The 18,669-nt window shown below is 66.9% G+C and carries 16 protein-coding genes; 4 read left to right on the forward strand and 12 right to left on the reverse strand.

The features are described 5' to 3' along the window. Positions 1-128: 128 nt before the first annotated feature. On the reverse strand, positions 129-2,282 hold the full coding sequence (locus tag IFR23_RS18495) for a transglycosylase domain-containing protein (RefSeq protein ID WP_192977120.1): 2,154 nt from the start codon (positions 2,280-2,282) through the stop codon (positions 129-131). 185 nt (positions 2,283-2,467) lie between these two features. On the opposite strand from IFR23_RS18495, the gene IFR23_RS18500 reads away from it, so the two are divergent. Continuing rightward, entirely contained in the window at positions 2,468-3,091 is a 624-nt protein-coding gene (locus IFR23_RS18500) for an NADPH-dependent FMN reductase (RefSeq protein ID WP_192977121.1), read from the forward strand. 139 nt (positions 3,092-3,230) lie between these two features. On the opposite strand, the gene IFR23_RS18505 is transcribed toward IFR23_RS18500, so the two are convergent. Genes IFR23_RS18505 through IFR23_RS18515 form a run of 3 tightly spaced genes read right to left on the reverse strand, consistent with a single transcriptional unit; the run spans position 3,231 to position 9,169 of the window. Beyond that, on the reverse strand, positions 3,231-4,730 hold the full coding sequence (locus tag IFR23_RS18505; protein WP_192977122.1) for an efflux transporter outer membrane subunit: 1,500 nt from the start codon (positions 4,728-4,730) through the stop codon (positions 3,231-3,233). Between the two features lie 5 nt (positions 4,731-4,735). Further along, positions 4,736-7,945, reverse strand: coding sequence for an efflux RND transporter permease subunit (locus IFR23_RS18510; protein WP_192977123.1), 3,210 nt, complete (start codon positions 7,943-7,945; stop codon positions 4,736-4,738). A 6-nt stretch (positions 7,946-7,951) separates the two neighbouring features. Beyond that, positions 7,952-9,169, reverse strand: a complete 1,218-nt coding sequence (locus IFR23_RS18515; protein ID WP_192977124.1) for an efflux RND transporter periplasmic adaptor subunit — start codon at positions 9,167-9,169, stop codon at positions 7,952-7,954. 213 nt (positions 9,170-9,382) lie between these two features. Between IFR23_RS18515 and IFR23_RS18520 the strand changes: the two genes are divergently transcribed. Continuing rightward, complete coding sequence (locus IFR23_RS18520; RefSeq protein WP_244647347.1) at positions 9,383-9,874, forward strand: TetR family transcriptional regulator; 492 nt, start codon at positions 9,383-9,385, stop codon at positions 9,872-9,874. Positions 9,875-10,010: 136 nt separating this feature from the next. On the opposite strand, the gene IFR23_RS18525 is transcribed toward IFR23_RS18520, so the two are convergent. The 8 genes from IFR23_RS18525 to IFR23_RS18560 all read right to left on the reverse strand — a co-directional run bounded on the left by IFR23_RS18525 (position 10,011) and on the right by IFR23_RS18560 (position 17,228). Beyond that, positions 10,011-11,042 carry a histidine kinase dimerization/phosphoacceptor domain -containing protein gene (locus IFR23_RS18525; RefSeq protein ID WP_192977125.1) on the reverse strand — a complete coding sequence of 344 codons (1,032 nt, stop codon included), beginning with the start codon at positions 11,040-11,042 and terminating at the stop codon, positions 10,011-10,013. After that, positions 11,039-11,479: a response regulator gene (locus tag IFR23_RS18530; protein ID WP_056053360.1), complete on the reverse strand. Its 441-nt coding sequence runs from the start codon at positions 11,477-11,479 to the stop codon at positions 11,039-11,041. Before IFR23_RS18530 ends, IFR23_RS18525 begins: the two co-directional genes overlap by 4 nt. Then, complete coding sequence (locus IFR23_RS18535; protein WP_342345008.1) at positions 11,476-12,966, reverse strand: sensor histidine kinase; 1,491 nt, start codon at positions 12,964-12,966, stop codon at positions 11,476-11,478. Before IFR23_RS18535 ends, IFR23_RS18530 begins: the two co-directional genes overlap by 4 nt. A gap of 90 nt (positions 12,967-13,056) precedes the next feature. Further along, entirely contained in the window at positions 13,057-13,836 is a 780-nt protein-coding gene (locus tag IFR23_RS18540) for an exonuclease domain-containing protein (RefSeq protein ID WP_107964229.1), read from the reverse strand. Positions 13,837-13,863: 27 nt separating this feature from the next. Further along, on the reverse strand, positions 13,864-14,313 hold the full coding sequence (locus tag IFR23_RS18545) for a PH domain-containing protein (RefSeq protein WP_060525972.1): 450 nt from the start codon (positions 14,311-14,313) through the stop codon (positions 13,864-13,866). 385 nt (positions 14,314-14,698) lie between these two features. Further along, the gene (gene pgmG / locus IFR23_RS18550; RefSeq protein ID WP_192977127.1) at positions 14,699-16,066 is read right to left on the reverse strand and encodes a phosphoglucomutase/phosphomannomutase PgmG; all 1,368 of its coding nucleotides are present in this window, start codon (positions 16,064-16,066) and stop codon (positions 14,699-14,701) included. Positions 16,067-16,155: 89 nt separating this feature from the next. After that, complete coding sequence (locus tag IFR23_RS18555; protein WP_192977128.1) at positions 16,156-16,413, reverse strand: DnaJ domain-containing protein; 258 nt, start codon at positions 16,411-16,413, stop codon at positions 16,156-16,158. Then, positions 16,410-17,228, reverse strand: coding sequence for a division plane positioning ATPase MipZ (locus IFR23_RS18560; RefSeq protein ID WP_192977129.1), 819 nt, complete (start codon positions 17,226-17,228; stop codon positions 16,410-16,412). Before IFR23_RS18560 ends, IFR23_RS18555 begins: the two co-directional genes overlap by 4 nt. Before the next feature lie 75 nt (positions 17,229-17,303). On the opposite strand from IFR23_RS18560, the gene panC reads away from it, so the two are divergent. Beyond that, the gene (gene panC / locus IFR23_RS18565; RefSeq protein ID WP_192977130.1) at positions 17,304-18,155 is read left to right on the forward strand and encodes a pantoate--beta-alanine ligase; all 852 of its coding nucleotides are present in this window, start codon (positions 17,304-17,306) and stop codon (positions 18,153-18,155) included. 78 nt (positions 18,156-18,233) lie between these two features. Next, complete coding sequence (locus IFR23_RS18570) at positions 18,234-18,530, forward strand: sel1 repeat family protein (protein WP_192977131.1); 297 nt, start codon at positions 18,234-18,236, stop codon at positions 18,528-18,530. Positions 18,531-18,669 lie beyond the last annotated feature (139 nt).

An 18,669-nucleotide genomic window follows, 5' to 3' on the forward strand; every position in this document is an offset into this window, starting at 1 on the left:
GGTGGTGGCGTCAACGGGGGTGTCGCTGCTCGGACGTTGGCGACCGCTTTCTTGTTCTCCCGCGAAGGCGGGAGCCCAGTCTGGGTCCCCGCCTTCGCGGGGAAACAAGCTGTCTTACGGGCGAAGTCCTACTGCCCCTCGTCAGGTCCCGGCTCTTCCTCCGGCGGCCGGCGATCGTCGCGGGGGGGCGGGCCTTCCTGGTGGTCGCGGCGGGAGGGGCCGACCGAGATGGTGCCGTCCTCGCCCATCTTCAGGTTGAAGCCCATTCCTTCGATCTCCCCGCCCAACGGCAGAATGGAATTCTCCTGGTCTTCCGCCGGCAGTGCGTCAGGATCGACTTCCTCCACCGCCGGAGCCGGTGCAGCGATCGGGGCGATGCCCAGCGCGCTCTGCATGAAGTCGCGCCAGATGCGCGCGGGGATGCCGCCGCCCGACAGGCCGGGGTTCGACGAATTGTCGTCGTTGCCGACCCACACGCCGACCACCAGATCGCGCGCGAAGCCGACGAACAGCGCGTCCTTGTTGTCCGACGTCGTGCCGGTCTTGCCGAACGCGTCGACCGTCAGGTTCGCGCCGCGCCCGGTGCCGGTGCGGATCGAGGCCGCCAGCAGATCGAGCATCTCGTCGTGGATCTTGCTCGGCATCTCGGTCGCGCCGCCGGTCAGCGACTGGTACCAGCCCTTCTCGCGGACATCGGCGAGTCCGCGCGGCTGGACCGGATATTGCTCGCGCGCGACCGCGGCATATGCGGCGGTCAGTTCGAGCAGCGACACGGTCGAGGTGCCGAGGCCGATCGTCGCCTCGCTGGGGATCGGCGTCGAGATGCCGAGGTCGCGCGCCGCCTTGATCACCGCTTTGACGCCGATCTGTTGCGTGAGCCGCGCGGCGGCAACGTTGGACGAGCGCGCGAACGCCTGGCGCAGCGTGATCGTCCCCTGATAGCGGCCGTCGCTGTTCTTCGGCGTCCAGTCGCCGATCGTCACCGGGCGGTCCTCGATCGTCGAATCGGGAGTGAGGCCCTGGCGCATCGCGGCGAGGTAGACGAACAGCTTGAAGGTCGAGCCGGGCTGGCGGCGGGCCTGCGTGGCGCGGTTGAACGGGCTTTTCGCGTAGTTCTTGCCGCCGATCATCGCGACGACGCGGCCATCGGGACGCATTGCGACGAGCGCGACCTGCGCCTGCCGCAGACCTGCGCGCGCGACGGTGCGTTCGGCGGCGCGTTGCAGGCGCGGATCGAGCGTGGTCTGGACGGTCGCCTCGGTCTTGATCTCGCCCGCCTGATCGCGCGCTTCGGGGAGGATCCAGTCGGCGAAATAAGTGCCGTTGGGGAGCTGCGACGGGCGGCTGCCGAGCACGCGCTGTGGCTGGACCGCGTCGCCCTCCGCCTTGGTGAGGAAGCCCGCGTCGACCATCGCGCCGACCACGACGGCCTCCCGCTTGCGCGCGCCTTCGAGGTTGGAGGTGGGGGCGAGACGCGACGGTGCCTTGACGAGGCCAGCGAGCATCGCCGCCTGGCCGACGTTGAGCTTGTCGGGCGTGCGGCCGAAATAATGCTTGGCGGCCGCGCTGATCCCGTAGGTGTTGTCGCCGAAATAGACGTTGGAGAGATAGCGCGAGAGGATCTCGTTCTTCGACAGCCATGCCTCGAGCCAGAACGCGATCATCGCCTCGCGGATTTTCCGCGTCGCGGTGCGGTCCGAATCGAGGAACGCGTTCTTCGCGAGCTGCTGCGTGATCGTCGAGCCGCCCTGGCGCACGCCGCCTGAGCCCATGTTCGCCCATGCGGCGCGCGCGATCCCGCGCGGATCGACGCCCCAGTGCGAATAGAAGCGCCGGTCCTCGATCGCGAGGAACGCCTGCGTGACGTGCGGCGGGAGCTTCGAGGCATCGACCGACTTGCCGATGATCGCGCCGCGCCGCGCGATCGGCGTGCCGTCGTCCGCGGTCAGCGTGATCGAGGGCGGGGTTGGCGGCTGGAGCGACTTCGACAGCGGCGCGGTGATCGCAAGCCAGATGATCGCGATCACCAGCAGGACGATGCCGATCCCCGCTCCGCGCAGGATCCAGCGACCGATCGGGCGCTTGCGTCGTGGCGCGCTGGGGGGTGCGTAGGCCGCGCCGAAGTCGCGACCATAGGGTTGCGAATCGTCGCTGTCCCGCTCGGCTTCGTATTTCTGACGCAGGCGCTCGCGCTCGGTGATCAGCCGCTCGCGCTCATAGGCATAGGGCTCGCGATCGCCGCTAGAGCTGGAACGGTCGGGGTCGAAGGGATCGGGGCGCATCGGATCGTTCCAGGTCGGCCAACGGGCGGACTTTTAGTGTGTTATCGTTCTATGACAGCTCGGGCAAGTCTATGCGCATGCCTAACGTGTACCGGGGCTTAGCGACAGCGCTTGCAGTGCCCGCGGGGCGAGAACCGGTCGAAGCCCTGTTGTCATCGCGCGGCGAAACGGGGAAGAGCAGGGCGATGACGTTCGAACAGGGTGATATCGTGACCGCTTCCGAAACTATTCCCGCCGTTCTGCCGCTCGTGGTCGGCATCGGAGGCACGATCGGCGGCGTCTCGTCGACCGAGCGTGCGCTGCGGATCGCGCTCGATGCGGTCGAGAAGCAGGGGTATCGCACGCAGATGTTCGGCGGTGCCGACATGGCGCGCCTGCCGCTGTACGATCCAAAGGCGACGACGCGGACGCCCGACGAACAGGCGTTCGTCGCTGCGGTGCGCGAGGCCTCGGCGGTGATCATCGCAAGCCCGGGCTATCACGGGAGCATTTCAGGCGTGGTGAAAAACGCGCTCGACCTGCTGGAGGAAACCGCGCGCGATCCCGAACGCCCGTATCTGGCGGACATGCCGGTCGGGCTGATCGCGACGGCCTATGGTTGGCAGGCGACGGGGAGCACGATCGCGGCGTTGCGCTCGATCGTCCATGCGTTGCGCGGATGGCCGACGCCGTTTGCCGCCGCGATCAATACGCAGGTGACGAAGTTCGACGACGAGGGCGGGGCGAGCGATCCTGCGGTGCTCGAGCAGTTGCGGCTGGTCGGGCGGCAGGTTGCGCGGTTCGCGCCGTTGTCCGAGCCGGCGAACTAGCGCGCCTTTCGATCCTCCCCCGCCAGGGGGAGGTGTCGCCGCAGGTGACGGAGGGGGAGGGAAGGGGAACCGCTGTTGCGTGTCCTCCCCCTCCGACTGGCAAGCGCCAGCCACCTCCCCCTGGCGGGGGAGGATTAGTTTACTTCAGACCGCCGCCGAGCGAACGGTAGAGTTCGACCGCGTTGCTGTCGCGGACGAGGCGTGTCGCGAGCAGGCTTTGTTGCGCGGTGTAGAGCGCGCGCTGCGAATCGAGCGTGTTGAGGAACGGGTCGATCCCGGCGCGGAAGCGGAGCTGCGACAGATTGTACGCGCCCGCCGCGTTGTCGCGCAGCGACGTCTGCGCCTCCAGCTGGCTGTTGATCGTGCCGCGACGTGCAAGCGCGTCGGCGACTTCGCGGAAGCCGGTCTGGATGCTCTTCTCGTACGTGGCCAGCATCGCGTCGCGCGTTGCCTTGGCGTATTGCAGATTGCCCTTGTTGCGGCCGAAATCGAAGATCGGCTGCGTAATCGTCGGCGCGACCGACCATTGCTGGCTGCCGTTGCCGAACAGGTTCGACAGGCCGAGGCTGAGCGTGCCGAACGCTGCGGTCAGCGAGATGTTCGGGAAGAATGCCGCGCGCGCCGCGCCGATGTTCGCGTTGGCGGCAATCAAATTGTGCTCGGCCGCGGCGACGTCCGGACGGCGCAACAGCACCTCCGACGACAGGTTGGCTGGCAGATTCTCCAGCGTCGGCGTCTTGTCCGGCATCCGCGCGGGGAGCAGCTCCGGCGTCACGGTCGTCCCGGCGAGCAGGTTGAGCGCGTTCTGGTCCTGCGCGATCAGCGTGGTCGCGTCGGCAATGTCCGAGCGCGCCTGATCATAGGTGGTGCGCGCCTGACGCACTTCGAGTTCGGAGGCGATGCCGATCCGGAAACGGTCCTGCGTGAGCTTCAGCGTCTGGCCGAACGCGCGCTCGGTATCCTGCGCGATCTTCAGGCGATCCTGGTCCGCGGCCATCGTCAGCCACGCGGTTGCGGTTTCCGAGATCAGCGACACCTGGGCTGCGTTGCGGTTTTCCTCCGCTGCGAAATACGCTTCCTGCTGTGCCTGCGTCAGGTTGCGGATGCGGCCGAAGAGATCGATCTCCCAAGCCGAGACGCCGACATTGGCCGAATAGATGTCGACCCGGCCGCTGCCGGCCACCGCGCCTGCTCCGGTTCCGCCGCCAACGCCGCCGCCAACGCCACCACCTGTGCCACCGCCGCCCGTGCCGCCGCCGACGCCACCGCCGCCGACCGCGTTGAACGGCGACTTCTGGTAGGTCGCGCTGCCGGTCGCGCCGAGCGTCGGGAACAGGTCCGCGCGCTGGACGCGGTATTGCGCGCGGGCCTGCGCGACATTGGCGACCGCGATGCGGACGTCGCGGTTATTGTCGAGCGCGAGGCGGATCACGCCGCGCAGGCGATCGTCCGTGAAGAACGCCTCCCATGCGGTGTCCGCCGGGACGATCGCGTTCGCGGCGTTGCCGGCCGCATAAGCGGGGCCAGTCGGTCCGCTCGGCGCCACGGGAAGCTCGGGGCGGACGTATTTAGGGGCGAGGTTGCACCCGGCGAGCGTGAGCCCGGCGGCGAAGGTAAGGGCGGTTTTGCGAGAGAACATCTGGATCAGGCCTCCTGCGGCCGCTGGTCGTGGGGCGGATGGCCGCCGTCACGGTTGTCGTCACGGTTGCCGTCGTGGTCGGGCACCTGGTCGCGGTCCTGCCCCGAGCCGGCCTTGTCCTGCTTGAAGACGCGCTTCACGAGCAGGAAGAACAGCGGCACGAAGAAGATCGCGAGGACGGTCGCGGACAGCATGCCGCCGACCACCGCCCAGCCGATCGCGTTCTGGCCACCGGCGCCGGCACCGCTCGACAATGCGAGCGGCAACACGCCGAAGATGAACGCGAACGACGTCATCAGGATCGGGCGAAGGCGAAGCTTGGCCGCCTCGACCGCGGCATCGGCCGCGTTCATCCCGTCGCCCATCTTCTCCTCGGCAAATTCCACGATCAGGATCGCGTTCTTCGCCGCCACGCCGATCGTCGTGATCAGCCCGACCTGGAGGTAGATGTCGTTGTTGAGCCCGAAGATCATCGCCGCGCCGACCGCGCCGAGGACGCCGAGCGGCACCACCAGCAGGACGGCGATCGGGATCGACCAGCTCTCATACAACGCCGCGAGGCAGAGGAACACGATTAGCAGCGACAGCGCATAGACCGTGGTCGACTGGCCACCCGACAGGTTCTCCTCGTAGCTGAGGCCGGTCCATTCATAGCCGATGCCGGGGGGCAGCTTGGCCGCCATCTCCTCCATCGCCTTGATCGCGGTACCGCTGCTGACGCCCGGCGCCGGCGAGCCCATGATCTCGAACGAGGCTACGCCATTGTAGCGTTCGAGGCGTGACGGGCCGTAGTTCCAGCTCGTCGTCGAGAAGGACGAGAACGGCGCCATCGCGTTGCTGGTCGTGCCGCGGACGTAGAAGTTGCCGAGATCGGCGGGCGTCGTCCGGAACGGCGCGTCGGCCTGCACGAACACCTTCTTCACGCGACCGCGGTCGATGAAGTCGTTGATGTACGCGCCACCGAACGCGGTGCTGACGGTGGTGTTGATGTCCGCCTGGCTGAGGCCGAGTGCCCCCGCCTGCGCTTGGTCGACGTTCAGTTTCAGCTGTGGCGCATCCTCCAGGCCGTTGGGACGGACCTGCATCAGGCGCTTGTCCTGGCTGGCCATGCCGAGCAGCATGTTACGGGCTTCGAGCAGTTTCTCGTGACCGACGCCGGCATTGTCCTTCAGCATGAAATCGAAGCCGTTGGCGTTGCCGAGTTCCTGCACGGCGGGCGGCACGAAGCCGATCACCATGCCAGCACGGACGCCGGCGAGGGCCTGGTTGGCACGCTGCGCAACAGCCGCGACGCCGTTCTCCTTGCCGCTACGATCTTCCCAGGGCTTGAGCTGGATGAAGGCGATGCCGACATTCTGGCCCTGGCCGACGAAGCCGAAGCCGCTGATCGTGAAGATACCCGCGGTGTTCGCCTTCTCGTCGATCAGGAAGTGATCGCGGACCTTGTCCATCGTCCGGGCGGTCTCCTCCATCGGCGTGCCCGACGGCATCGAGACCTGCGCGAACATCACGCCCTGATCTTCCTCGGGAAGGAAGCCCGACGGCAGGCGCAGGAAGATGAAGGCCATCCCGGCGACGATCACGGCATAGACCAGCATCGTGCGGACCCAGCCCTTCTCGACGCGGCGCAGGCCGTTGCCGTACTTGCCCACGCCCTTGTCGAAGGTGCGGTTGAACCAGCCGAAGAAGCCCTTCTTCTCGCCGTGACCTTCCTTGGCGGGCTTCAGGATCGTCGCGCAGAGCGCGGGCGTCAGGATCAACGCGACCAGCACCGAGAGCGCCATCGACGAGACGATGGTGATCGAGAACTGACGGAAGATCACGCCGGTCGAGCCGCTGAAGAACGCCATCGGCAGGAACACTGCCGACAGCACCAGGCCGATGCCGACCAGCGCGCCGCTGATCTCGTCCATCGACTTCTTGGCGGCTTCCTTCGGGGAGAGGCCCTCCTCTTGAATCAAGCGCTCGACGTTCTCGACGACGACGATCGCGTCATCGACGAGCAGGCCGATCGCCAGCACCATGCCAAACAGCGTCAGCGTGTTGATCGTGAACCCCGCGACCTGGAGCACGGCGAGCGAGCCGAGCAACACGACCGGGACAGCGATCGTCGGGATCAGCGTGGCGCGGAAGTTCTGGAGGAACAGGAACATCACGAGGAAGACGAGGACGATCGCCTCGATCAGCGTGTGGATGACCTGCTCGACCGACAGCCGCACGAACGTCGAGTTGTCGATCGGGAACGCGACCTTGACGTCGGGCGGGAATTGCTTGGCGATCCGGTTGACCTCGGCCTTGACCAGCTTGACGGTATCGAGCGCGTTCGCACCCGGTGCCAGCTTCACGCCGAAGCCTGCCGCCTGCTTGCCATTATAGCGCGCCTGGAAGCTGTAGTTCTCCGAGCCCATCTCGACGCGGGCGACGTCCGACAGGCGCACGGTCGCGCCGCTGGTCGCCGAGCGGACGATGATCGCGCGGAACTGCTCTGGCGTCTGGAGGCGCGACTGTGCGGTCACGGTCGCGTTGAGCGACTGACCCTTCACCGCCGGGAGACTGCCGACCTGACCCGCCGAGACCTGGGCGTTCTGAGCGGTCAGCGCAGACGTGATGTCGGTGACGGTGACGCCGAGGTTCGACATCTTGAAGGGGTCGACCCAGATCCGCATCGAATATTGCGCGCCGAACACCTGCGTGTCGCCGACGCCCTTGATGCGGCTGAGCGGATCCTGGAGCTTCGAGGCGATCATGTCGCCGAGATCGACCTGGTCGTGGTCGCCGTTTTCCGAATAGGCGGCGATGATGAGCAGGAAGTTGGCGGTCGCCTTGGTCACGCGAAGACCGGCCTGCTGCACTTCCTGCGGCAAGAGCGGCGTCGCCTGTTGCAGCTTGTTCTGCACCTGGACCTGCGCGATGTCGGGATCAGTGCCCTGCTCGAAGGTGAGCGTGATCGCGAGGTTGCCCGAGCCGTCCGAGGTCGAGGCGAAGTAGCGAAGGTTGTCGATCCCCTTCATCTGCTGCTCGATGATCTGCGTCGTCGTGTTCTCGAGCGTCTGTGCGTCGGCGCCCGGATAGGACGTCGCGACCGTCACCTTGGGCGCGGCGATCTCAGGGAACTGCGCGATCGGCAGCGACCGGATCGCGAGGATACCCGCCAGCATCAGGATGATGGCGATGACCCATGCGAAGATGGGTCGATCGATGAAATAGCGTGACATGGGCGGTTACTTCCCCTGCGCGGCGGAATTGGCCTGCGCGGACGTGTTGCCGGCTGCGGGGTCACCGCCTCCGGGCGAACCGCCCGCTGGCTTGGCGACCTGCTGCGGGGCGGCGGGCTTGACGGTCGAGCCGGGGCGCAGATTGAGCAGACCCTCGACGATCAGCTTGTCGCCGGGCTTCAGGCCGCTGGTGATGATCCATTTGTCGCCGATCACGCGATCGGTGGTGACGGTGCGCTGCTCGACCTTGTTCTGTGCGTTGACGACCAGAGCGGTCGCACCGCCGCGCGGATCGCGCGTGATGCCCGCGGTCGGCGCCATGATCGCCTGTGCGCGCGTGCCTTCGACCAGCTTGGCGCGGACGTACATGCCGGGCAGCAACAGGCCGTTGGGGTTCGGGAAGCTCGCGCGCAGCGTCACCGCGCCGGTGGTCTGGTCGACCGTGACTTCGGAGAATTGCAGGCGACCCTCGATCGGATAGGTGCTGCCGTTCGGAAGGATCAACTGGACACGCGCGCTGCCGTCGCCGCGGGTCACGCCGCCGGTCGCCATCGCCTGCTTGAGATCGAGCAGCTGCGCTGCCGACTGGACGACGTCGACATACACGGTGTTGGTGCGCTGGATCGTCGCGAGCGGATCGGTCTGGCCCATCTGGACCAGCGCGCCGACGGTGACGAGCGACCGGCCGATGCGGCCCGAGATCGGTGCCTTGATCCGCGTGAAACCGAGGTTGACGCGGGCCGACTGGACCGCCGCCTGCTGTGCTGCAACATTCGCGCGAGCCTGCTGCGCGGACGCGGTGGCGTTGTCCGCCTCCTGCTTGCTGACCGCGTTCAGCTGCACGAGCTGGCCGTAGCGCTGCGCCTGGAGGCGGGTCGCGTTGATCTGCGACTGGGCTGCGCCGAGCTGGCCCTGCGCGCTGGCGAGCGCCGCGCGATAGGGGGCGTCCTCGATCGCGTAGAGGACCTGGCCCTTGCTGACCATCGCACCCTCGGTGAACAGGCGATCGCGAACCACGCCGCTGACCTGCGGACGGACCTCGGAGGTCTCCACCGCGGCGATACGGCCGGGAAGCTCGGACGTGAGGACGACCGATTCCTCGGCGACGGTGACGACGCCGACGGTCGGCGTGGGCGGCGGCGGCGGAACCTGCTCCTTGCTGCACGCGGTCATCAGCGCCAGCGCGGCCAGAGCCACCGTTCCCCTGAGGTTCAATTGCTGCATGTTAAGCATCCCGACGTCGTGCAGATGAGTTTTACCGGAATGAACGTTCATTCCGCTTGCTTTGCCCGCTATGATCGTGCGAGCGGCGGGTCAACCAAAAAACGCATCGGGAATATGATTTTGAGTGCAGTGCAGCATGAGATGGGGAGCCGGGAACGTATCGTAGCCGCGGCCCGTCATCTGTTTGCGACCCAAGGGTTTCACCAGACTCCGATGTCCGAACTGGCGGTGGCGGCGGGCGTTTCCGTCGGCCAGATCTATCGCCTTTTCACCGGCAAGAATGCGGTGATCCAGGCGATCGTGATGGAAGATGCTGCCGCCAAGATGGCCGAGCTGCAGACGATGAACGACTCGGTCAAATCGGAACGATTCTCGATCGAGGAAGGGTTCGTCGAACTCGCCCGACGTGCCCTGTCGAAGGGTGACGAGGCGCTGTCGTTCGAGATCATGGCGGAGGCGCACCGCAACGCCGACGTCGCCGATACGATCGCCGACCTTTGCCGCGATTTCCGGCGGATGATCCGCGAACTCGCCTGCGTCGCCAATCCGGATTTGCAGGAGAACGAACTGGAGGGCGCGGAGGAGCTGATCCTCGCCTTCATGTTCGGGCTGGGCCACCGTACGCTGTCGCGGCCGCGGTTGTCGGAGGATGAGACGGCGCGATTGACCGGGCGGATGATCCTGGCGGCGGTGCGCGCGATCTGAACGATCCTCCCCCTGGCGGGGGAGGTGGCTGGCACTTGCCAGACGGAGGGGGAGGTAAGGGAAAACCCTTGTTGCGTGTGCCTCCCCCTCCGCCGCCTACGGCGCCACCTCCCCCTGGCGGGGGAGGATTAGAAAGCTACCGTACCGCCGCGCGGAGGGTGGCGCGGACGCCGGTGTGGGTCGGGTCGTATTCGACGATCGTTTGCAGGCTTTGTGCCATCGCGCGGATCAGCTTCGTGCCGAGACCGGTGCCGCGCGGGACGGCGTCTTCGGGGATGCCGCAGCCATCGTCCTCGACCGCGAGCAGGAAGACGTCGTCGTCGATCCGGCGCAGCGCCACGCGGACTTCGCCGCCGCTGTTGGGATAGGCGTATTTGCACGCGTTGGTGACGAGTTCGGTGACGATCACGCCGAGCGACACGGCGCGGTCGGTGGGCAGGCGGATCGGTTCGGCGGCGAGGCTCAAGGCGCGGGGGAGCGCTTCGGTCGACCAGGTCTCGGCGAGTTCGTCGACCAGCGCGCCGAGATATTCCTGCATGTCGACGCTCTCGACGTCGTTGCTGGTATAAAGCCGGCGGTGGACCTGCGCGATCGCCTGGATGCGGCGTTGCGTATCCTCCAGCGCCTCGCGTGCGGACGGATCGGTGAGCGCGGTTGCCTGGAGGCGGACCATCGCCGAAACGAGTTGCAGCGAGTTGGCGACGCGGTGGTTGACCTCGCCGAGCAGCGCCTCGAGCCGTGCATTGCTGGCGCGGAGATCGGCCTCGGCGGACGCCTTTTCCTGTTCGAGCAACGCCCGGGCGCGCACCTGTTCGAACGAGGCTGCGAGCAGGTCGAAGAAATCGTCGCCGACCGTCTTCACGACGTAATCGGCGGCACCCGCCTTCAACGCGGCGACCGCGATGCGGCCCTCCTCGGAGCCGGTGACGTACACCACGGGGGGCGGATCGGGCAGGCGGCGGAGCGCTTCCAATGTTTCGAGGCCGTCCATGCCAGGCATGTAATGGTCGACCGCGATCAGGTCGAAGCGTTCCGCGGCGGCCTTCACGACGCCCTCGGCCCCCGTTTCGGCGACCGTCATCCGGTAGCCGCGGCGTTCGAGCGCACGCGCTGCCAGCCGCCGGATCCCGGCGTCGTCGTCGATGTAGAGGACGCGCGTTTCGCTCACTCGGCTTCGGGAACCTGGATCACCGACAGGAACAGCCCGAGCTGGCGGATCGCCTGTGCGAAACTCTCATAGTTCACCGGCTTGGTGATGTAGACGTTGCAGCCGAGGTCGTAGCAGCGCTCGATCTCGACCTTGTCGTCGGTGGTGGTGAGCACGACGACCGGCGTGCGCTTGAGCGGGCTGCCCTCCGCTTTGATCCGCGCGAGGATGTCGGTGCCGCTCATGTCGGGCAGGTTCAAGTCGAGCAGGATCATCGCCGGGCCGCTCTTCGCGGGGCCATCGGCGGCGTTGAACAGGAAGTCGAGCGCGGTGGTGCCGTCGGTGAAGTGGCGGATATCGTTCAGGATTCCGGCGCGGCGGATGTTCTTCTCGATGAGGCGGGCATGACCCTCGTCATCCTCGATCATCACGATACCGACGGTCTTGTGATCGTTCATGCTGCGTCCTGGATGGTCATGTGGGTCGGCAGGTTGAGCCGGAAGGTCGCGCCGTCGCCAAGCGTCGATTGTACGTCGATCGTGCCGCCCAGACGATAGGCGAGTGCGCGGACATGCGCGAGTCCGATGCCTTCGCCCGGCTGGTCCTGCGCGCCCGAGCGGCGGAACAGGTCGAACACGCGCTGGTGATCACGCGGATCGATGCCGCGGCCATTGTCGACCACCGACAGGATCACGCGCCCGCGTTCGGTATGGCCCTTGACCGTGATCTCGCCGGGGCGGCCGGGCTTCAGATATTTGGTCGCGTTCTCGATCAGGTTCGACAGGATCTGCTCGAGCGCGAGGCGATCGGTGACGATTCCCGGCATCGGCCGCTCGACGCGGACCACGGCGCCGCGATCGTCGACGATGTGTTGCATCGCACCGACGATCGTGTCGACCAGTTGCGCGGGGTCGATATGCTCGGGCGCGATCGTCCGGCGACCTTCGCGCGCAAGCTTGAGGATGGCGTTGATCAGCCGGTCCATCTTCTGCGTCGAGGTGCGGATGAAGCCGATCGCCTCGGGCAGGTCCTCGCGCGCCGCCAGCCGCGCGTCTTCCGTCAGGATGTGCGGCGCCTCGGCCTCGGCGCGGTCGACGAGTTCGGCGAGCGGCCCCGCAGCGGTCGCGAGTTCGGCGGTGAAGCCCATCACGTTGACCAAGGGCGAGCGCAAATCGTGGCTGACGATGTAGGCGAAGCGCTGGATCTCCTCGTTCGCGCGGCTGAGATCGGCGGTGCGTTCCACGACCTGCTCCTCGAGCGTCTCGTTGAGGGTACGCAGGCTGTCGCGCGACGCGGCGAGGTCGGCGGTGTAGCGGCGGATCAGCAGGACCGCGAGGATCGCGACGACCAACAGCAGCGCCGCGGCGAGCCCTGCGACCGAGAGGAACAGCGCGCTGGTGCGTTCCTGCCGCTCGGTGCGGATCGCGAGCAGGCGGACTTCGTCGGCGGCCATCGCCTGGAGACGGTAGCGGATGCCGCGCATCAGCGGCACGCTGGCATCGACCGCGAACCGGCGCTGCGCCTCGGCGATCCGGCCCGAGGCGACCAGGGTCATCGATTGCGTCCGGAGCGCGCGCAACTGGACGAAGCGCGGCTCGATCAGTGCGAGGCGCGCGATCTGGTTGGGGTTGTCATGCGTCAGATGGCGCAGCTTGCGGATTGACGGGACGAGATTGCCCGCGGTCCGCGCATAGGCGGTGGCGAACAGCGGCTTGCCGGCGAGGATGTAGCCGCGCCGCGCGGTCTCGGATTGCTCCATCTGGATCTGGAGCGTGGCGACCGCCTGGCGAACGTCCTGCGTGTGCAGGATCTCGGCGGTGTAGGTGCGGTTGCGGACGGTGATCCAGCCGATCGCGATCGCGGCAGCGGCCAGCGCGATGAAGCCGAGCGTCATGAACGCGACCAGCCACCGTGCGACCCGCCCTTCCGACGACGGTAATTTCAAGCGTACGCGGACCATAGGGGCTGGGGTGTAGGCGGGCGGAGGTCGTTACGCCAGCGATACTGACGCGTCCGCAGAGACGACCATATTGATCTAGAGCAGCAGGTCCTGCGCGCTCGCCTTGCCAACGCGACCGCCGCCGCTGCGCCGGTCCATCTCATGGTTGGCGGTGAAGCGGATATCGGGATCGCGGTCGGTCATGAACGCCATCAGCGTCTCGTGATCGAGTTCGGACCATTCCTTGCCGCGATCGGGACCGTAGCGGACGCGCGGGATCAGGCCGGGGTCGCGCGACCACTCGACGAGCTGCGCGAAGCTCGCCTCGTTAAGCATGTCGCGCAGGTGGAACGCGGTGACGTAGGCGTCGGGGAATGCGCGATGTGCGGGCAGGCCGCGCTCGTGCTCCATGCCGTGCGGTTTGCGCCAATAGCGCAGTACCTGGTTCGAGAAGCTCGGCGAGTCGGGCCAGAGTCGTAGCGCGCATTTCCAGGTGCAGATCCATTCTGCGTCGCGGGTGAGCGCGGGGGTGCAGAATTTCTGCTCGAAATCGGCGCGGTGCGCGGCGAGTGCGAGCCGGCGCGGCCACGGGTCGAGCACCTGGCGCGCACAATCATGCCAATACGGCGCGTCGGCGACATGCTCGTCGAGGATGTGGTGGATCGCTTGAGTCACTGGCGGGATCAGTCGACCGGGATTGACGAGCAGGCTGCCGCCTTCGCCGTAGATCTCCCAGCGTCCGTCCTCGCCGAGCGCGACGTCCTGCCAGCCGATCTCGCACACGCCGTGCGCGGGCGGGGCCGAGCCGGTGGTCTCGAGGTCGACGACCCGGATCATCTGGGGCTGGGGTTTGGGCTTGGGATAGGGGGGCGCCATGCCCGCCATGTGGGGACAAAAGCGCGCTTAATCCAGCGCGTATGAGTCATCCACGTCGAGTTCGCGGACGCCGCGGCGCTGGCGGGCGCGGTCGACGAGCTTGCGCAGGCCTTCGCGACGGTCGCGGGCCATCGGGATGTCGCGGAGCGTGAACTCGCCGCCGCTGGTCGTGCGGTCGCTCGAGGTGAGGATGATCGTGCCGATGTCGGTCATCTGGTTGAGCAGTGAATAGCCGAGGCGGACGTCCTTGATCCGGTAGAGCTCGATCTCGTCGATCGTCTTGAACAGGATGCCGCGCTTGATGATGAGGCGCTGATCGGTGATTTCGTAGCTGGCGCTGCGGTTCTTGAGCCAGCGGACGCCGATGATGACGAAGCCCACGCCGGCGAGACAGGTGAGCAGCGTGCCCCAACCGGCGAAGCTGCCAAGCAGCCAGCGGCGCGTGCTGGAGCGGAATTCGTCGACTGGGCGCTCCACGGGGGGACTCCTTGGGATGGTGGCGGGACGGTAGGCTGGGGCGGTGGCGTGTCAATCATGTGTGGCTGTCGCCCGTTTAATGCCGCCGCTCGCCAAGTCGTCATCCCCGCGAAGGCGGGGATCCATATCCTCCGAACGGTTGCGATTCTCTTGCGAGGCCAGCCAGTCTGGGTTCCCGCCTCCGCGGGAATGACGGGGGAGGGGGCGGCACTGCGCTGCTCGCCGCGAGGTGCTCGTCTAATTCTGGGAGCGCCCTCTCCATCAGCACCACCCCGGCGGAGGCCGGGGTCCAGTTGGGGGATGTTGCTAACGGAGCGGAGCGCTTCGTTATATCCACCTTTCCAACTGGGCCCCGGCCTTCGCCGGGGTGGTGCAATTCTCGCGGTTAGCGTCGCGTTACGCCGCTGGCCGCGAGTTGCGCGTCGACCTCCGCCAAAAGCGTATCAAGCGCCGCCGGGTCCCTCGCCTCCGCCCGCACCGTCAGCATCGCCTGCGTGTTCGAGGCTCGCAGCAGCCACCACCCGTTGGCGGTCGTTACCCTCGCACCATCCGTGAGGTCCATCTCCGCTCCTTCGGATTTCAACCGAACGATCACCTCGTCCACCACCACGAACTTGCGCACATCCTCGACCGGAAAGCGCAGGTCCGGCGTCGCCACCAGCGCCGGCATCGCATCGCGCAACTCGGTCAGCGAACGCCCTGACAAATGCACCGCGCGGATCAGCCGCACCGCCGCATAGTGCGCGTCGTCGAAGCCGTAATATTCGCCCGCGAAGAACAGGTGCCCGCTCAACTCTCCCCCGATCGGCGCGCCGGTGCGGGTCATCGCGGTCTTCATCAGGCTGTGGCCTGTGGCGGCCATGACCGGCTTGCCGCTCAGTTCGGTGATTCGGTCGAAGAGTGCTTGGGAAGATTTCACGTCGGCGACGATCGGCGCGCCCGGGTGCTCGCGAAGCGCAGGTTCGACCAATATGGAGAGAATCTGATCGCCCCAGATCATGCGGCCCAGCCCGTCGACCGCGCCGATCCGGTCGCCATCGCCATCGAAGGCCAGTCCAAAATCGAGCTTCTTCTCCGCGACCAGGCGTTTGAGATCGGCAAGGTTCGACTCTTCGGTAGGATCGGGATGATGGTTGGGAAAATTGCCGTCGACTTCGGCGAAGATCACATGATGCTCACCCGGCAGCAATTGCACGAGCTTCTCGATCACCGGGCCGGCGGCGCCGTTCCCCGTGTCCCAGCCGATCCGGAACGCGCCGCCGGCATAGCCCGCCATCAGCCGCCCGACATAGGCGTCCAGCACGTCGGCTTCCGTCACTTCGCCCGCGCCTTCGCTCCACGCACCCGACGCGGCGAGCGCGGCCAAGTCCTGGATGTCGTCGCCGAAAAATGGCGCGTGCGCGTGCACCATCTTGAAGCCGTTATATTCGGGGGGATTGTGGCTGCCGGTTACCTGGATGCCGCCATCCACCTCTAGCGTCGCTTCCGCGTAATACAGCATCGGCGAGGTGCTGAGGCCGATGCGGACGACGTCGACGCCGCCCGCGACGAGGCCGGAGACGAGCGCGGCTTCGAGTTCGGGCGAGGAGTTGCGGCCGTCATAGCCGACCGCGACGCGGGTGCCGCCCGCCGCGCGGATGCGGGTGGCGAAGCCTCGGCCGATCGCGATGGCGTCGGCGGGGCCGAGCGCTGTGCCGACGATCCCGCGGATGTCGTATTCGCGGAGCGAGGTCGGGTCGAACTGGTGGGTCATTTCAGATTTCCGTTCGTCCTGAGCGAAGTCGAAGGACAGGTTTGAGCCAATGTCCTTCGACTTCGCTCAGGACGAACGGCGGTTGGGTGTTATCGGGAGGACCGCTTCAGCAGCAGATCGCGCGCTGCGTTCACACGGCGGGTCAGGTCGGTCGAGCCGCCGCGGTCGGGGTGGACCGAGGCGATCAGGCGGCGGTGGGCGCTGCGGATCGTGTCGGCGTTCGCGCTGCTGTCGATGCCGAGGATCGAGCGCGCTTCCGCTTCATCCGTCACCACGCGCTGCTTCGGCTTGGGACGCAGGTAATGCCACGCCGCCCAGATAAACAGCGCGGCGACGATCCACTTCACGCAGCTACGTCCGGTGCACGCTCGGCGACCACGTCCGGCAGCTGCAACGCGGCCATCATCTCGCGCAGTTCCTGGCGCGCGGCGACGTGGCCGAGGCCCATGCTGCCGAACGCCTTCGCATCGATCATCGTCAGCCCGGCGGGGAACATCTCGCGGTAGATGACGCGCTCGCCGAGCCCCGGAATGATCCGGAAGCCGACGCGCTTGGCCAGTTGAGCGAGCGCGTCCGACACACGACGCATGTTGCGCGCCTCGATATGCTGGAGGCGGTTGCGCAGCACGACCCAGTCGATCGTCGTGCCGTCGGCGCGTGCGCGCTGCTTCCGCGCATCCCAGATCAGCTCGGAATAGAAGCTCGGGCGGGTCACCTGATAGGTCTCAGGATCGACCTGGCCGATCAGGTCGAAGTCGACGAAGCTGTCGTTCATCGGCGTGACCAGCGTGTTCGACAGCGCGGCGGCGGTGCGCGCGAAGGGATCGTCGCGGCCCGGCGTGTCGACGACGAGGAAGTCCGAGCCTTCGCACAGCGAGTGCCAGATGTCCTCGAACTGGTCCTCGCTCTGGTCCGATAGCGTCGCGTGGCGCGGCATCGGCAGCACCGAGCCGTTGCGCCTCATCGTCTCGGCGCGGTTGTCTAGATAGCGGCCGACGGTGCGCTGGCGGTGATCCAGATCGAGACACGCGACGCGCGCACCCTTCGCGGCGAGCGCGATCGCGACGTGCACCGCGGTCGTCGACTTGCCCGTGCCGCCCTTCTCGTTGGCGAACACGATCACGTGCGTCGAAGCTTGGGGTGTATCCGGGCCCGTGGCCAACGCGCGTTTCCTTATTGATCGTAACAGTCACCCTTCATAGAAGCCGCGACCGCACTTATCGAGTAGGAGTTTCACGTGGACACCGTCCGGGACCTTAATGCGTTGCGCGACAGCGTCGCCGCCTTCCGTGCGGCGGGGCAGCGCGTCGCGCTCGTCCCGACGATGGGCGCGCTCCACGCCGGCCATGTCGCGCTGATCGAAGCGGCGAAGCGGCCTGGGACGAAGGTTGTGGCGTCGATCTTCGTCAACCCGACGCAGTTCGGCCCGAACGAGGATCTGTCGCGCTATCCGCGGCGCGAGATGGCCGATATCCGGATGCTCACCGAAGCCGGGTGCGACCTGCTCTGGCTGCCGTCGGTCGAGACGATGTATCCCGAGGGTTTCGCGACGTCGGTGCGCGTGTCGGGCGTCAGCGATGGGTTCGACGGCGCCTCGCGGCCCGGTCATTTCGACGGCGTCGCGACGGTCGTTTCGAAGCTGTTCAACCAGGTCGGGCCCGATGCGGCGTATTTCGGCGAGAAGGATTACCAGCAGCTGGCGGTCGTCCGGCGGTTCGTCGCCGATCTCGATTTCGCGATCGATATCGTCGGGGTGCCGACGCAGCGCGACGACGACGGTTTGGCGATGTCGTCGCGCAACATCTATCTCGACGACGAGCAGCGCAAGCAGGCGGTGGCCCTGCCGCGTGCGCTGGGTGTCGCGGCGCGGGCGATCGCGAAGGGCGAGGACGTCGAGTCGGTGCTCGACGATGCGCGGACGACGTTGGTCGGGGCGGGGTTCACGATCGATTACGTCGCGCTGGCGGATGCCGAGACGCTGTCCGAGAACCCTGCGGCGGAGCGTCCGCGGCGGTTGCTGGCGGCGGCGCGGATGGGCGCGACGCGGTTGATCGATAACATCGCGATCGAGGCGCCAGACGCGTTGTAAAAAATGGGCGTTAACCCATTAACCATTTCGTAGCCCGAATCACGGCAATCTGTCCTCACGAACATTGGGGGCAAGACCATGGGCAGCAGTTTCAAGACCGCGAATATTACGATCGAACGCCGTCTGGCGGATGCCGCGCGCGGCGACGACCGGGCGTGCTACGAACTGGGGATGGTGTATTCGACCGGCACGGCCGGTGTCGTGCTCGACCTGATCGAGGCGCACAAGTGGTTCAACCTGGCGGCGGTGTCGGGGAACATCGCCGCGCAGGAATGCCGGGCTGAGATCGCCGAGGACATGACCGCGCGGGAGATCTCGGTGGCGCAGCGCGCCGCGCGGGATTGGATGCAGTTGACGCAACGCCGGGCTGCTTAATCCTCCCCGGAACGGGGAGGGGGACCGTTCGCCGCTTGGCGAAGGGTGGAGGGGGATCACCGCGGGCGTAGCGTTCGTGGGGCTTACCTTACGCAGCGGTGCTTTTGGGGAAGCCCCCCTCCACCGTCCTTTGGATGGT

It is taken from the genome of Sphingomonas sp. CFBP 13603 (assembly GCF_014892665.1).
In the GTDB taxonomy this organism is placed as follows: Bacteria; Pseudomonadota; Alphaproteobacteria; order Sphingomonadales; family Sphingomonadaceae; genus Sphingomonas.